Consider the following 14656-nt stretch of genomic DNA (forward strand, 5'->3'; position numbering starts at 1 on the left):
TGGTCACGATCCGTCTCCGATGAAGTTCGGCGACTCGTAGTCGGAAAGCGACGTGCCGGTGAGTCGCTTGAAGGCGTCTCGGTAACGTTCGGAGGTCGCCTGGACCACCTCGTCGGGCAGGTCCGGCGCCGGCGGCGCGCGATCCCAGTCCGAGAGAGTCGCCAGCCAGTCGCGCACCGGCTGTTTGTCGAGCGAGGGCTGGCTGCGGCCAACGTCGTAGCTTTCACGCGGCCAGAAACGCGAGGAGTCGGGAGTGAGTACCTCGTCGATCAGAATGGGTTCGGCGTCGCCGGCTCCCACCGGAATGCCGAACTCGAACTTGGTGTCGGCGAGGATGATACCGCCCCGTTCGGCGATCTCGCGACCGAAGAGGTAGATGCGGAGGGAGAGTTCGTGCAGCGTGCCGGCCAGTTCGTCCCCGAGGACCTCCTGCATCGCGGCGAAGGTGATGTTCTCGTCGTGCTCGCCGGCCTCGGCCTTGGTCGCCGGCGAAAATAGGGGAGGCATCAGCCTCTCGGACTCCTGGAGCCCCTCGGGGAGCGCTTCGCCCGCAAGGGTGCCGCTTCCGGAGTACTCGGCCCAGGCGGAACCGGTGATGTAGCCGCGAACGACGCACTCGACGAGGACCGGATCGGTCCGGCGAACCAGCATCGCCCTCCGCTCCCAGGCCGCTCGCGACCGCGCCAGGTTGGGGTGACGCTCGACGATGGCGTCCGGATCCGCCGAAAGGAGATGGTGGGCGACCCTGCCCCTGAGCTTGTCGAGCCACCACGCGGTCATCTGGGTGAGCACTTCGCCCTTCCCGGGGATGGCTTGCGGAAGCACGACGTCGAATGCGCTGATACGGTCGCTGGCCACCATCAGGAGGGTGGTGTCGTCGACCTCGTACACTTCGCGCACCTTGCCGCTGCGCAGGAGAGGGAGATGGATTGAAGGAGAAGGTTGGGTCATGCTCTGTCGGGGGAGTCCGGTGTGGTCGGAGTTGGCTGCGCGAGGTCGGTGGTCGGGCCCCGTTCAGCGGGACTGCGGCGAACCGGTTCGGTTCACACGCGGAGCGACGCGTCTTCGAGCGAGTTCGCCTCCTCCAGGAAGGGGGCGATGGCCGGACGGAGCCCTTCCAGGAAGCGGGCGACCTGATCGGGCGCCCGGCCTATGGCGGCGGCCGGAGTGCGCACCGCCTCGATCTCGTCGGGGTCGACGGAACCGAAGGCGGCGTCGGAGGCTATCCGGTCGAGAACGTCGGGCGAGCCGCCGCTCTCCGTCTGCACGGCGCGTGATGCGAGGGCGTGAATCCGGATGCGTTCGTGGAGCCGTTGCCGGTCGCCGCCCCGAGCGCTGGCCCGCATAAGGAGGGTTTCCGAGACCAGGTAGGGCAGCTCGGCGTCGAGTCTGCGGGCAATGACGCCTTCGTTCACTACCAGCCCCGAAAAGACGTTTTCGGCGACCACCAGCGCACCGTCGAGAGCGAGAAAGGCGTCGTTCAGCGAGACCCGCCGGTTGGCGGAGTCGTCGAGGGTGCGCTCGAGCCACTGGGTGGCGGCGGTGACCGCCGGATCCTGCGCCAGCACGATGACGTGCCGGGCGAGGGCGCAGATTCTCTCCGAACGCATGGGATTGCGCTTGTACGGCATCGCCGACGAGCCTACCTGGTTCTTCCCGAAAGGCTCCTCGAGCTCCTGGAGGTGCGAAAGCAGTCTGATGTCGTGGGCGCTCTTCGAAAGCGAGACCCCGACTCCGGCGAGAGTTGCGGCCACGGCCTGGTCGACCTTTCTGGGATAGGTTTGGCCGGTGACGGCATAGCTCTCGTGGAAGCCCATCTTCCGCGAGACTGTCCGGTCGAGCGCGTCCACCTTGTTGCCGTCGCCGTCGAAGAGCTCCAGAAAGGAGGCCTGTGTCCCCGTAGTGCCCTTCGCTCCCCGGAAGCGCAGCGAGGCGGTCCTGTGTTCGAGCTCCTCGAGGTCGAGCAGGAGGTCCTGAGCCCATAGGGTCGCCCGCTTTCCCACCGTCGTCGGTTGTGCCGTCTGGAAGTGGGTGTAGCCCAAAGTGGGCAGCGCGGCGTAACGGTCCGCGAACTCAGCGAGAGCCAAGAGGCAGCGGACCACGCGGGAGCGGATCAGATGCAGGGCGTCACGGGTGACGAGGAGGTCGGCGTTGTCCGTTATGAAGGCGCTCGTCGCGCCCAGATGAATGATGCCGCGGGCGGCGGGCGCGTCGTCGCCGAGGAGGTGCACGTGCGCCATCACGTCGTGGCGGAGCTTGCTCTCGTATTCGGCCGCGCGTTCGAGATCGACCGATTTCAGGACCGTACGCATCTCGGCGAGCGCATTGGGCGAAATGTCGAGTCCGAGCTCGGCCTGGGTTTCCGCCAGGGCCAGCCATAGCCTCCTCCATACCTCGACCCGGCGTTGCGGAGAGAGCAGGTCGGCCATCGCCGCCGAGGCGTAGCGGCTCCCCAGCGGATGAACGTAGTCGTTTCGGTTCACGGGCCGCGTCGGAGTCAGGAGCCGCCCTCGAGATCGGCCCAGTCGGCCATGAAGGCGGCGAGCCCGCTGTCGGTGAGGGGATGACGGGAGAGCTGTGCGAGCACCTTCGGCGGGATCGTGCAGGCGTCCGCGCCGATCAGCATGGATTCGACCACATGGAGCGGATGGCGAAGAGAGGCCGCGAGAATACCCGTCTCGTAGTCGTAGTTGTCGTAGACGCGGCGAATCTGCCGGAGCAGTTCCACCCCCTGTCCGGAGAGGTCGTCGATCCTTCCCACGAAGGGCGAGATCCACGCGGCGCCGGCCTTGGCGGCCAGAAGAGCCTGCGAGACCGAAAAGCAGAGCGTGACGTTGACCTTTACACCCTCCCCGGCGAGTATTCGGCAGGCCAGAAGCCCGTCGTCGGTGAGCGGCAGCTTGACGACGGCGTTCCCTGCGATGCCGGCCAGGTCGCGCCCTTCCCGGACCATGGCTTCGGCGTCCATGGACACTACCTCCAGGGATACCGGGCCGTGGACCGCGCCGCAGATCTCGGCGTAAACCTCGCGAGGATCCCGCCGACCTGCGATCCTGGAGACGAGCGACGGGTTGGTGGTCACTCCGTCGATCAGACCGGAGTCTGCGGCCCGCCTGATCTCGGCGATATCGGCGGTGTCGAGGAAGATCAGCACGGCGAGTTCCGTCGGTCGGTGGGCAGATGGCCGGAAACGCCCCGGGAGCGGATGCGCGTCAAGAGGCCGGGGAGCTGAAATCTATTAAATCCGGGAGACTCCGGTAGACCGGAGCTCATTCCTGACCGAGAGCCGGTTCGTAATCCACACGCTCGAGAAAGAGTCCCGAAGGCGGTGCCGGCGGTGAAGTGACGAGGCCCGGCTTCCTGCGGAGCAGTCCATCGATGTCCGAGAGCGGACGCCTGCCCCGCGCGACATCGACCAAGGTGCCGACGAGGTAACGGACCATGCGGTGCAGGAAGCGGTTGGCGGTGATTCGGAAAGCCATGCCCAGCCGCCAGGGAACCCACTCGGCGCCGCTGACCGTGCACACGTGACCGCGCTCGGATTGACCGGCGCGGGCGAAGAGCTCGAAGGAACGGCTGCCGAGCAGGAGCTCGCTCCCGCGTGCGAGGAGGCCGACGTCGAGCGGCAGGCGGAGAGGCCAGCAGCGTCCGACCTCGTGAGGAGACGCGGCGAGGGAATCCGTGCCGACCCGATAAAGGTAGGTGCGGGCTCTGGCGTGGTAGCGGGGATGGAAATCCGGACGAGCGACCGATGCGGATTCGATCCAGATGCCCTTGCCGACAGTGGCGTTCAACGCCGATCGGAGCTCCCGTGCGCTCCAGCGGATCGGAACGTCGACGGCCGCGACCTGTCCGGTGGCATGCACGCCCGAGTCGGTCCGCCCCGCTCCCGCGACCTTGACGCGCCCGCCGCCCTTGCCTAGCAGACGCCTCAGCGTCGCCTCAAGCTGGCCCTGGACCGTTCGGCTGTCCGGCTGGTACTGCCACCCCGAAAAGTCCGCACCGTCGTAGTGAAGTACCATCCGGATCCGGACGGTTTCGTCCCCCGACCGGTCCGGTTCCGCGCATGCTCGGACCGAAACCTCGTTGCGGGTCGCGTCCTCGAACGATATCGACCTGTCGCTGCTGCCGATCCCGACCGCCGGCTTAAGCATAACTTTGGTGCTCGCCGCTCCCGTCAGGCCCACCTCCAGAGCCGGAGTCTTCCGAGCTGTGAATCCGGAACCCCACTTTCCATCTTTGATCGAACGCGCGCTCGACAGCGTCGACCTCTCGGCCGACGAATCCGCCGCCGTCTTCGGGGCGATCATGGCAGGCTCCGCGTCGGGAATCGAGACCGCCGGCTGGCTCATCGCCCTGCGCGCCAAGGGAGTCGCGGCTTCGGAGGTGGCCGGAGGAGCCAGAGCTCTGCGAGACGCGATGGTGCGGGTGCCGATACCCGATCCCGACTCGCTGGTGGACACCGCAGGAACCGGCGGCGGAACCGTGACGACCTTCAACGTCTCGACGGCCGCCGCGATAGCGGCAGCGGGAGCGGGAGCGCGGGTCGCCAAGCATGGGAACCGGTCCTTCACCTCGAAGTGCGGGAGCGCCGACGTCCTGGAAGCGCTCGGGGTCGAGATCGATCTTCGCCCGCAGGAGATGGCGAAGGTGCTCGGGGAGACCGGGATGGTCTTCATGTTCGCTCCGAATCTGCATCCCGCGATGCGTCACGTGGCCCCGGTACGTCGGGGGTTGGGAACGACCACGGTGATGAATCTTCTGGGTCCGCTCTCGAACCCGGCGGGAGCGAAGAGGCAGGTGGTCGGGGTGAGCGACCCCGCCATGATTCCGCTCGTGGCGGGGGCCCTTGCCGAACTGGGGTGCGCCCGGGCCATGGTCGTCCACGGTGAGCCGGGCATGGACGAGATCAGTCCGTGCGGCAGCACCCGGATCGCGGAGATTCGCGAGGAATCGGTCGCATTCCAGGAGATCGAGCCGGAAGAGCTGGGCGTGGAGCGGTGCGACCCGGCGAAACTGCAGGGTGGCAGCCCCGCGGAGAACGCTCGCTCGCTCGAAGCCGTAGTGACGGGCGAGCCCGGCGCCCGCCGTTCGGCGACCGTCCTGAACGCCGCCGCCGCCATCTGGGCCGCCGGGCTCGTGGAGACTCTCGAAAAGGGTGTGGACGCGGCGGCGCGGAGCCTCGACTCGGGGGACGCCTCGGCGGTTCTCGAAAAGCTGAGGAGCGCAGGCGGGCGCGCGGGAAGCTTCGGAGCTCAATAGCGCCTGAGCATGCCGACGACTATGCCCTGCACCTGCACGTCTTCCGCCTCGACGACGATCGGATCCATCGCCACGTTCGCGGGCTGGAGGCGGACCCGGCCGTCGGGTTCCCGATAAAGCCGCTTCAGGGTGGCGGACTCGCCGTCGACGAGCGCGACCACGACTTGCCCGTTCTCGGCCGTCTCCTGGTGTCGCACGACGACGAAATCGCCGTCGCAGATGTGCTCCTCGATCATGGACTCGCCCTCGACCTGGAGCACGTACGACGGTCCCCTGCCTTCGACCATGTCGGCGGGTACCGACAGCGTCTCTTGCTGCTCGACGGCCTCGATGGGCAGCCCGGCGGCGATCCTCCCGCGGAGCGGCAGCTCGACCGACGGCGCGAGTGCGGTGCCGGCCATCTCCTTGGGCAAGAGCTCGATCGCCCGGCTCGCCCGCGGGGACTTCCTCAGGTATCCCTTCTCCACGAGATTGGCGATATGCTCGTGAACGGTGGCCACCGATCTGTACCCAAGCTCCGAGGCGACCTCCGCCAACGAGGGAGCGATTTCCCTGTCCTCGATGTACCTGGTCACGCACTTCAGCACTTCGTTCTGACGACGAGTGAGAGTCATGAGGCCCTCCGGCCGGCTGGGGGTGTCGAACCGAACATCAACCGAACAACAATAACCGAATGATGACCGAAAGGGAAGGACGTGGCTGAGGCCTCTGCCCTCGGCATCCTCGCCGAGATCGCCGCGACGAAGCGCGCCGAACTCGCGAAGCTCGCGTCCCGCAGGAGCGAGCTGGAAGCACTGGCGGCCGCAGCTCGCCCGGCCAGGTCCTTCGCCAGCTCTCTCTTGAAGGGCGACAGGGTCGCGGTCATCGCCGAGTGCAAGCGACGCTCACCGGGGGCGGGCCCGATCCGACCCGATCTGGACCCGGCACGCCTCGCCGCGAGCTACGAGGCCGCCGGCGTTTCTTGCATGAGCGTGCTCACCGACCGGAGCTACTTCGGAGGCTCCTCCAAGGACCTCGTGGCGGCCCGTTCGGCCACACGGCTTCCGACGCTGCGCAAGGATTTCACCCTCGATCCGCTCCACCTTCTCGAAGCCAGGGCGATGGGTGCGGACGCCGTGCTCCTGATCGTTCGCATTCTACCGGGGAGGCTGCTGGACGACCTCCATCGGGAAGCGTTGGCTCTGGGCTTGGACGTGCTCGTCGAGGTCCACGACGGCGAAGAGCTGGATCGGGCCCTCGATCTCGGCGCCGAGCTGGTCGGGATCAACAACCGCGATCTTTCCACCTTCACCACCCGCCTCGACACCACTCTCGCGCTCCTGGAACGTGTGCCGGACGATGTCACGCTCGTCTCGGAAAGTGGCATCAGGAACGCCGCGGACGTGGCCGGCCTTGGCGACGCGGGCGTGGACGCCGTCCTCGTGGGCGAGTCGGTTCTCCGCGCGGACGACCCGGGAGACGCCGCCCGCGAGCTCGCCGCGACTCGGCGAAGGGAGAGGCGCTCCCGGCTCCTTCCGGGTCCTGAAATGAAGATATGCGGCATCCAGCGCCAGGTCGACGCCCGTCTCGCCGCCCGACTCGGCGCTTCGTACCTGGGGGTGATCGCTTCAGACGGTTTCGGGCGCAGCGTGGACCCCGAAAGGGCCGCCCGAATGTTTGCCGGAACAACCGTGCCGAGGGTCGCGGTCATGGTGGACGAACCCCCCGAAGAGGCGGAGCGCCGGGCCCGGGCGCTGGGAGCCGACGTGCTCCAGCTCCATGGCAGCGAAACTCCCGAGGAGGTGCGACGGATCGCCGATGCCGGAGACTGGGACGTGTGGAAGGGCGTCAGGGCGGACGGAGCCGAGTCGTTGTGCACCGCCGCAGCTCGCTATGCCTCCTCGGTGAGCGGATTCGTGGTCGAGGGCGCTGCCGGGAAACCGGGAGACGGCGGCGCCGAGCTCGGCGTCGAGCCGAAACTGGTGCGGGAAGTGCTTCCCGCAGGCGCTAAATTCGTGCTCGCCGGCGGCCTCGTTCCCGACAACGTCGCAGCGAAGACGGCTGCTTTCGCCCCGGACGCGGTCGATGTCTCGTCAGGGATCGAGAGCCGGTCGGGCGGCAAGGACGCAGGTCTGCTCCGGGCCTTCGCGGCGGAGCTCGCCAACCTAGGAACCGACGTTTGACCGAGAGAGACATCACCAGATTCGGCCGCTACGGAGGTCGCTACGTCCCCGAGACTCTGACCCGCGCGCTCGACGAGCTGGCGCAAGCCTACGCTGCGGCGCGGAACGACCCCGTGTTCCAACGGGATCTGGGCGACCTGCTGACCAATTACGTGGGACGCCCGACCCCACTCTACGCAGCCGAGCGACTGTCGGAGCTCCTCGACGACACTCCCGTCTTTCTCAAGCGGGAGGATCTGAACCACACCGGCGCGCACAAGGTGAACAACACCATCGGCCAGGGCCTGCTCGCCCGTCGCATGGGCAAGCGGCGCATCATCGCCGAGACCGGAGCCGGACAGCACGGTGTCGCCACCGCCACCGCCTGCGCGCTCTTCGACCTGGAATGCGTCGTCTACATGGGCGAGGAGGACATCTCGCGGCAGGCGCTCAACGTCTACAGGATGGAACTTCTGGGCGCGGAGGTGCGACCGGTGTCTTCGGGCACGCGCACTCTCAAGGACGCAACCAACGAAGCCATTCGCGACTGGGTGACGAACGTCGCCGACACCCACTACGTAATCGGTTCCGTGGTGGGGCCGGCTCCATTTCCCAGGATCGTTCGCGATTTCCAGTCCGTCATCGGCAAGGAGGCCAGGGAGCAACTGCTGGAGATGGAAGGCTCGCTGCCGGGGACGGTGGTGGCTTGCGTGGGCGGAGGCTCGAACGCAATGGGCATCTTCCACACCTTCGTCACCGATGAAGAGGTCGCGCTCATAGGCGTCGAGGCGGCCGGCGAGGGACTTGGGAGCGGAAGGCACTCGGCCCCGCTCACAGCAGGAGAGCCGGGGGTTCTGCACGGCTCGCTGAGCTATCTGCTCCAAGACGACGACGGACAGGTGTCGCCGGCGCACTCGATCTCCGCCGGACTCGATTATCCGGGTGTGGGGCCCGAGCACTCCTGGCTCCGTGACAGCGGCAGGGCCCGCTACGTCTCCGTCACCGACGAAGAGGCGCTCGACGCCTTCCACCGGCTGGCCCGTCTGGAGGGTATCGTCCCGGCACTGGAGTCGGCTCATGCGATCGCGCACCTTCTCGTCGAACGCGATCACTACTCGGGCCGGGATCTGCCGGTGCTGGTCTGCCTCTCGGGAAGGGGAGACAAGGATGTGGAGCATGTCCTCCGCCTTGCGAGAATCTGAGATGCCGACCCGGATCGACGAAACCTTCTCGCGCTGCCGGGAGGAAGGACGTTCCGCCCTCATCCCCTACTTCACCTCCGGGCACCCCGAAGGGAAGAGACCCGCCGAGATCATGGGCGCCATAGCCGCCGCAGGCGCCGATCTCATAGAACTGGGGATACCCTTTTCGGACCCTCTCGCCGACGGTCCAGTCATCCAGGCTTCGTCGTTCGCCGCGCTCGCCGCAGGCGCTTCGGTCGCCTCCACGCTCGAGGGACTGCGCGAGTTCCGGACCGGCGATCCGCGTACGCCGGTGGTGCTCTTCAGCTATCTGAACCCGATCTTGGCCTACGGCGCGGAGTCGTTCGTCGCCGACGCGACAGCCGCCGGGGCGGACGGAGTCCTGCTCACCGATCTTCCGGTCGGAGCCGATCCTGCACTCGAAGAACGCATGCGCGTCTCGTCGCTCGACCTGATCCGGCTCGTCGCCCCCACCAGCGGGCGCAGCCGGGTGCGGGAGATCGCGAATGACTGCTCGGGCTTCGTCTACTACATATCGAGGACGGGGGTCACCGGCGGCGAAAGCTCCTTGCGCGGGGAACTCGACGAAGAGGTGCAGGCGGTGCGCCACGCGGTGGGGCTTCCGGTGGCGGTCGGCTTCGGGATCGCCACGCCGCGACAGGCCAGGTGGGTGGCGGGGCTCGCCGAAGGCGTCGTGGTGGGCAGCGCTCTGGTTCGGGCCCTCGATGCCGGGGGGCTGCGGGCCGGGACCGCGTTCGTGCGCGAGTTGCGTTCCGCCATGGAGGGTTGACGGACTTCACGGTCGTCCGGGGGATTCTTCATGACTGTTCTTCTCTCATGCGAACGACGAGCCCGTGATCGGGCTCCACGAACACGGTCCTGATCCGTTCCGGGACGACCGCGCCCGGCGGCGACTTGCGCGGCTTCCGCACGTACTTGCGCAACGTCCAGTCCACCGGGACCACGCCGGCCCCCCTCGCCTTCGATTGCACCGCCGCGACGACCGCGGCCTCGCGCACTTCCTCCTCGGAGGGCATCTGGGAAGCGGAGGCTCGACGAAGTATCACGTGAGCTCCGGCGGAATGGCGGGCGTGGAGCCAGATGTCGTTCGGTGAAGAGTGGCGGAAGGTGAGATCGTCGTTGCGTTTCGCTCCCAGACCGACCCGGATCTCGGATCCCCCGGTGGTGCGATAGACCCGGTAGGGAAGCGATGCGCCTGCGGAAGTCCGCGAGTCCTTGCTCTTGGACTGATGCGATCCGCGCAGGTCCGCCGGAAGCGCGGCAATCACCTCGCCCTCGCTCACCGCCCCGGCCTTGAGCGCCGCAGTCAGTCGCGCGAAGCGTTCGAGACGGCGCCTCTGGTCTCCTTCCAACTCGGGCAGCCGCTTCGCCGCCTTCTCCGCTTTGGCGGCCTTCCGGAAGTAACGCTCGGCCGATTCCTGCACCGATCCACCCGGCACCAGCCGTACTGTGACCGGCTCACCTGAAAGATCGACGATCTCCGCCTCGGCTGTTCCCGGCCGTATCTCCGAGTAGCGGGCGAGGATCAGGTGACCCAACGCTCGTGCGGCACCGGGGTCCTCCAAGGCGGCTTTTTCACGTTCGAGGCTCGTGATCCTGCGTTCGATCCGCTCCCTCGCCTCGTCGAGACGGAGAAGGAGTCCGAGGTCCGGCGTTTCGGCCGGAGCTGACCCGCGGCCGGCGCTCGATGCGCCGTCGAGCCCGGATCGGAGGACATGGGATTCGAGGGTTCCAAGGCCGGGAGGCGCGGAGCCGGCCAGCTCGCCGAAGGCGCCCAGGAGCGATGAGACCTCGCGGGAAGGCGATCCCGGCAATGCGAACGGATAGGGCTGGCTCTTGCCGAGAATGACGGCGCCTTCGTCGGTCCCTTTTCCCGATTCCGTCGGAACGCTCGTTTCTGCGGCGACGCCGGGCTCCGTGGCGATCCCGGCCAGCCTCATCCAGAGCGCATGGGCGGCCTCCGCTCCCTCGCCGGCGTACACGTGTCGGAGCGCCTTCCGGTTGACGGTCGAACACCAGGCCAGTCGCGAAGCGAGCGAGCGTCCGTTCTCCTGCAGTATCTCCTCGAAACGATCCAGGCTCAGGCCTGTCGCGCCTTCACGTCGAAAGGGTGCGGGCGGCAGGTAAGGACGCCCTCGCGCCAGGTGGCGAGGCCGGGACGGAGTGCGGAGCGCATGCCGGATCGTCCCGCTCCCGGCCTCGACCGCCAGACAGTTGAGCTGGCCGGCGAGGAGCTCGATCACCAGATCGGCGGGTCTCGGTCCGCTCCTGAGCGGCATGAACTCCATCACCATGACGCGTTCGTCGACGGGAGTTCGCACGCCGCGCAGACGCATGGGGAAGGGGAGCGCGGTCGAAGGCGGCTCCACCGCTTCCAACAAGGTCGGAAACGCGGCGTCGTGGCGCAGGCTCCAGCTAAGAGTCCCTTCCCTGAAGTAGACGAAGACTTCCCGTCGCCTGCCGTCGAAGAGGAGGGCTCGGCTCCTCCACCTCGCAAGCGCGCGATCCTTCTCTGCGGCGAGCTCCCTCGTCAACACGGCGTCCCACCGGACCACGTGCGCTCGACCGCCCGGCGAACTCATCGACTCGGCTCCATAACGACCTTGAACCCATGATCGGCCCCAGGGTTACACCCTTCCCATGTCCACCGCCTCTCCGGTCGTCACCGACCTCCTCTCGCTCCTTCCGGCCGATCTCAGGACCGTGCTCCGGGAACACTTCGCGGGTCGCGGCCAGCCCGGCTACCGAGCGGCACAGGTCGAGCGCTGGCTTTTCGAGGCCCATGCCTGCTCGATTCGGGAGATGACCGACCTGCCCGAGTCGGAACGGACCGGGCTCGCCGACGCATTTTCGGTGCGGGAACCAGAGTGCGCCCGGCTTCAGGAGAGCGTCGACGGCACCGTCAAACACCTCTGGCGACTGGATTCGGGCGGTCTCGTCGAATCGGTGCTGATCCCCTCCGGGAAGAGACTGACCCTCTGCATCTCGTCGCAGTCCGGATGCGCCCTGGCGTGCAAGTTCTGCGCCACGGGATGGGGCGGGTTCGACGCCCAACTGAACGCGGGCGAGATCGTGGCGCAGTATCGGGCTTCGGCGCGCTGGGCGGAAGAGACCGGGCGCGGCGGCATCACCAACGTGGTCTACATGGGCATGGGAGAACCGCTTGCCAACAGTAACTCCGTCATGAGTTCGCTCACCATCCTGAACGCCGGCTACGGTGTCGGCGCCCGCCGCATCACGGTATCGACCGTGGGGATGGTGCCAGGCATACTCGAGCTCGCCCGCCGACCCGAGCAGTTCGGCCTCGCGCTCTCGCTCCACGCGCCGCACAGCGATCTACGAAGGGAGCTCATCCCTCTCGAAAAGCGTTACCCCATCGGCGAGGTGATGCAGGCCCTCCGAGAGTTTCGGAAGACGAAGGGCAGGCGCATCACCTTCGAGTACACGATGATCCGAGGAGTCAATGACGAGCTGAGCCTGGTACCCGCCCTCGCCGGTCTCTCGGCGGAGGTCGGCGCTTTCGTCAATCTCATCCCTTTCAACCCCATACCCTACAACGACTGGCGCCCGTCGTCCCACAGACACATCGCCGGTTTCGCCCGCGAACTCAGGGCTCGAGGCGTGACGGTCGCCGTGCGCGAGAGTCGAGGACGCGACATCGACGCCGCCTGCGGCCAGCTCAGAGCCCACGCGCTCTCGAGGGAGGCGGAAGATGAAGGGTCCGCCGGAGGGATTCGGCCCCATTGACCGACTCGCGAACCTTCGCGAACGGGTTGCCGGGTCGCGTGTATCCGGACCGGTGCATCCCATCATCATGGCTGCGGCGGAGGGCGAGCTTCCTGGCTGGGCCGTCCTGGGCGCAAGGAGGCGGGCTCACGTCGAGCGGGTCGCTCTGCTCATGGACGCCTGGGCGGAGCGGCTGGGTGCGGATCGGTCGGACCGCAAGCGTTGGCGTGCCGCAGGCCTCCTCCATGACGTGCTCCGCGAGGCGCCTGCGGACGAGCTCAGGCGAGAGGTGACCAGGGCCGACGCCGAGATCCTTCCGGACATCGTGCTCCACGGGCCGGCCGCGTCCGCGAGGCTCAGATCCGAGGGAGTTCGCGACGAGGAGCTGCTCCTGGCTGTCGCCCGGCACACGACCGGACACTCCGATTTCGGCCTCATGGGCAGGGCGCTCTACGTAGCCGATCTCGTCGAACCAGGCAGAAGACTCGGCCCGTGGCGGGACGCGATGCTGGTCGGACTCCCCGAAAGGCTCGTCGAGCTCACGCCCGAGGTGACGGCGCGAAGATTGACCCGCGCGATCGGTCAGGGCAAGCCGCTGATCTCGCACTCCGTTGCCTTCTGGAACGCCCTTTGTGCCGAGAACGGAAGCGACGAACGCGGAAATACAGGAATCTGACAGCCCGTGAACGAACTCGCGACGACCGTATTCGATCGACCGTCTCCACCGGCCCGCAACCAGGGAGGACACCGATGAAACGCTGGGTAGGCATGCTCGGATGGGCTGGGTTCATCGGCGTCACCTCGGCGCTGCTCCTGTTCAGGTCCGGGGATCGCGAGTGCGTCGGGTCGGACCTCCCGACCGAGAGCGGTCTTCCGGAACCCGCGCTCAACTCGCTCCTGCTCGATCCGGGTCCGCCTCCCGGGACGAGGGTGCGGGTCGAGGTGTTGAACGCCGGCGGGGTCGCCGGTCTCGCATCCGACGCCACCGACTATCTGCGCGAACTCGGCTTCGACGTAGTCTCCTTCGGCAACGCGATCGAGTTCACCGAGGAGGGCACGCGGGTGCTGGATCGGGCGGGAGACAGCGCCATGGCGGGTTCGGTGGCCCGGGCGCTGGGGGTTCGTGATTTCGAGATCGCACCCGATCCCGAGCTCTACCTGGACGTCACGGTGCTGTTGGGAGCCGAGTGGCTTCGCCCCGGACAGCCCCCACTTGAACCGGAAGCGCGGTGGTGGGATGTGAGGCGGTGGTTCAGGCAACGTCCGAACCGGCAACCCGCGGGCGAGGCCTCCCAAGGCAGCGCGCGCGGCACCTTGTGATCGCCGTGGGCGGCTTGTCCACTCTCCTCTTAGGTATCTTTCCTGATGCGACGTTTTCCAATGGAGCGTGATCGAACAGCCACGTATTCGACTACCTTCGGAGCCGCAAGCGGGCTTCGGGCGTGAGGAGGAGGGTCCGGTGAAGGAGAAAAGGAATTGAGGAAGGCGAAAACCGCCGGAGACGCGGCGGAGGCGGCTCCGTCGAACGGCAAGAAAAGGAAGGCCGAGAGGAAGCCGGCGACTCTCATCGACTGGTTGAAGTCAGCCCTTTTCGCGGGGGCTCTCTACCTGCTGATCAGGAGCTTTCTGATCCAGACCTTCGTCATCACCTCCGGGTCCATGGAGAACACCCTCCTGGTCGGCGACATGCTGGTCGTGAATCGTGCGGCGCTCGGCGGCAAGGTGCCGTTCACCGACATCCGCGTTCCTGGATACGCGACCCCCGAGCGCGGCGACGTCATAGTCTTCGACCCCGCTCACGAGGACACGCTCACCCTAGTGAAGAGGCTCGTCGGACTCCCGGGCGACACTCTGCACATGACCGACGGAGCGCTCTACTTGAACGGCGACGTGCACCCGGAGCCCTACGTGAGCCACCTCCCCGCCGAGGACGGCACGGCGCCATCCATGTACTGGCAGCGCACGGTCCTCGCCCCAGGCGTGGATCCGTCGACCTACCATCCCACCCGCGACAACTGGGGTCCGCTCGTGATTCCGGAGGACCGCTACTTCATGCTGGGCGACAACCGCGAGGCTTCTCTGGACTCGCGTTACTGGGGGCTCCTGGAGGGATGGCGGCTCGAGGGTCGGGTTTCCTTCACTTACTACTCGTACAACAAGGGATCCTTTTCGCCGCTCCCCTGGCTGAGGGAAGTGCGCTGGAACCGGATCTTCCACGGCATCGATTAGCCCACCCTACTCGCAGCGCCCGTCCTCACCGCAGCCCTCGCGTGCATCCGGTCCGCAGCGTCGAGCCCGCTCCAA

The 14656-nt window shown here is 67.2% G+C and carries 14 protein-coding genes; 8 read left to right on the forward strand and 6 right to left on the reverse strand.

What is annotated here, in order from left to right; translation table 11 throughout:
* Positions 1-3 precede the first annotated feature (3 nt).
* The 4 genes from J4G12_00695 to truA form a co-directional block, all read right to left on the reverse strand.
* Positions 4-951: a phosphoribosylaminoimidazolesuccinocarboxamide synthase gene (locus tag J4G12_00695; protein ID MCE2454326.1), complete on the reverse strand. Its 948-nt coding sequence runs from the start codon at positions 949-951 to the stop codon at positions 4-6.
* A 92-nt stretch (positions 952-1043) separates the two neighbouring features.
* Positions 1044-2483: an adenylosuccinate lyase gene (locus J4G12_00700; GenBank protein MCE2454327.1), complete on the reverse strand. Its 1440-nt coding sequence runs from the start codon at positions 2481-2483 to the stop codon at positions 1044-1046.
* A gap of 14 nt (positions 2484-2497) precedes the next feature.
* Positions 2498-3154 carry a fructose-6-phosphate aldolase gene (fsa, locus tag J4G12_00705; protein MCE2454328.1) on the reverse strand — a complete coding sequence of 219 codons (657 nt, stop codon included), beginning with the start codon at positions 3152-3154 and terminating at the stop codon, positions 2498-2500.
* 115 nt (positions 3155-3269) lie between these two features.
* Positions 3270-4022: a tRNA pseudouridine(38-40) synthase TruA gene (truA, locus tag J4G12_00710; GenBank protein MCE2454329.1), complete on the reverse strand. Its 753-nt coding sequence runs from the start codon at positions 4020-4022 to the stop codon at positions 3270-3272.
* A gap of 217 nt (positions 4023-4239) precedes the next feature.
* On the opposite strand from truA, the gene trpD reads away from it, so the two are divergent.
* Positions 4240-5262 carry an anthranilate phosphoribosyltransferase gene (gene trpD / locus J4G12_00715; protein ID MCE2454330.1) on the forward strand — a complete coding sequence of 341 codons (1023 nt, stop codon included), beginning with the start codon at positions 4240-4242 and terminating at the stop codon, positions 5260-5262.
* Here the strand turns inward: trpD and lexA are convergent.
* Positions 5256-5876, reverse strand: a complete 621-nt coding sequence (lexA, locus tag J4G12_00720) for a transcriptional repressor LexA (GenBank protein MCE2454331.1) — start codon at positions 5874-5876, stop codon at positions 5256-5258. The genes trpD and lexA overlap by 7 nt on opposite strands.
* Before the next feature lie 81 nt (positions 5877-5957).
* On the opposite strand from lexA, the gene trpC reads away from it, so the two are divergent.
* Genes trpC through trpA form a run of 3 tightly spaced genes read left to right on the forward strand, consistent with a single transcriptional unit; the run spans position 5958 to position 9395 of the window.
* A complete protein-coding gene (gene trpC, locus J4G12_00725) occupies positions 5958-7424 on the forward strand; it encodes an indole-3-glycerol phosphate synthase TrpC (protein ID MCE2454332.1) in 1467 nt (488 codons plus the stop codon).
* Complete coding sequence (gene trpB, locus J4G12_00730) at positions 7421-8605, forward strand: tryptophan synthase subunit beta (protein ID MCE2454333.1); 1185 nt, start codon at positions 7421-7423, stop codon at positions 8603-8605. The genes trpC and trpB overlap by 4 nt, the downstream gene beginning before the upstream one ends.
* A gap of 1 nt (position 8606) precedes the next feature.
* Complete coding sequence (trpA, locus tag J4G12_00735) at positions 8607-9395, forward strand: tryptophan synthase subunit alpha (GenBank protein MCE2454334.1); 789 nt, start codon at positions 8607-8609, stop codon at positions 9393-9395.
* 28 nt (positions 9396-9423) lie between these two features.
* On the opposite strand, the gene J4G12_00740 is transcribed toward trpA, so the two are convergent.
* On the reverse strand, positions 9424-11208 hold the full coding sequence (locus J4G12_00740; protein ID MCE2454335.1) for a DUF814 domain-containing protein: 1785 nt from the start codon (positions 11206-11208) through the stop codon (positions 9424-9426).
* A 58-nt stretch (positions 11209-11266) separates the two neighbouring features.
* On the opposite strand from J4G12_00740, the gene rlmN reads away from it, so the two are divergent.
* From rlmN to lepB, 4 genes are all read left to right on the forward strand, one after another.
* The gene (rlmN, locus tag J4G12_00745; protein ID MCE2454336.1) at positions 11267-12373 is read left to right on the forward strand and encodes a 23S rRNA (adenine(2503)-C(2))-methyltransferase RlmN; all 1107 of its coding nucleotides are present in this window, start codon (positions 11267-11269) and stop codon (positions 12371-12373) included.
* Positions 12339-13028, forward strand: a complete 690-nt coding sequence (locus tag J4G12_00750) for an HD domain-containing protein (GenBank protein MCE2454337.1) — start codon at positions 12339-12341, stop codon at positions 13026-13028. The genes rlmN and J4G12_00750 overlap by 35 nt, the downstream gene beginning before the upstream one ends.
* A gap of 74 nt (positions 13029-13102) precedes the next feature.
* Positions 13103-13672: a LytR C-terminal domain-containing protein gene (locus tag J4G12_00755; protein MCE2454338.1), complete on the forward strand. Its 570-nt coding sequence runs from the start codon at positions 13103-13105 to the stop codon at positions 13670-13672.
* 156 nt (positions 13673-13828) lie between these two features.
* On the forward strand, positions 13829-14581 hold the full coding sequence (gene lepB, locus J4G12_00760) for a signal peptidase I (protein MCE2454339.1): 753 nt from the start codon (positions 13829-13831) through the stop codon (positions 14579-14581).
* The last annotated feature ends 75 nt before the right edge of the window (positions 14582-14656 follow it).

The sequence above is a fragment of the Gemmatimonadota bacterium genome (genome assembly GCA_021295815.1).
Taxonomy (GTDB): domain Bacteria; phylum Gemmatimonadota; class Gemmatimonadetes; order Longimicrobiales; family Gaopeijiaceae; genus JAGWBQ01.

What these genes read in the sequence shown, in the direction of transcription:
- J4G12_00695 (MCE2454326.1), bottom strand. Translation starts at nt 951, where the DNA reads ATGACCCAACCTTCTCCTTCAATCCATCTCCCTCTCCTGCGCAGCGGC.
- truA (MCE2454329.1), bottom strand. Translation starts at nt 4,022, where the DNA reads ATGGTACTTCACTACGACGGTGCGGACTTTTCGGGGTGGCAGTACCAG.
- lexA (MCE2454331.1), bottom strand. Translation starts at nt 5,876, where the DNA reads ATGACTCTCACTCGTCGTCAGAACGAAGTGCTGAAGTGCGTGACCAGG.
- trpA (MCE2454334.1), top strand. Translation starts at nt 8,607, where the DNA reads ATGCCGACCCGGATCGACGAAACCTTCTCGCGCTGCCGGGAGGAAGGA.
- J4G12_00740 (MCE2454335.1), bottom strand. Translation starts at nt 11,208, where the DNA reads ATGAGTTCGCCGGGCGGTCGAGCGCACGTGGTCCGGTGGGACGCCGTG.
- rlmN (MCE2454336.1), top strand. Translation starts at nt 11,267, where the DNA reads ATGTCCACCGCCTCTCCGGTCGTCACCGACCTCCTCTCGCTCCTTCCG.
- J4G12_00750 (MCE2454337.1), top strand. Translation starts at nt 12,339, where the DNA reads ATGAAGGGTCCGCCGGAGGGATTCGGCCCCATTGACCGACTCGCGAAC.
- J4G12_00755 (MCE2454338.1), top strand. Translation starts at nt 13,103, where the DNA reads ATGAAACGCTGGGTAGGCATGCTCGGATGGGCTGGGTTCATCGGCGTC.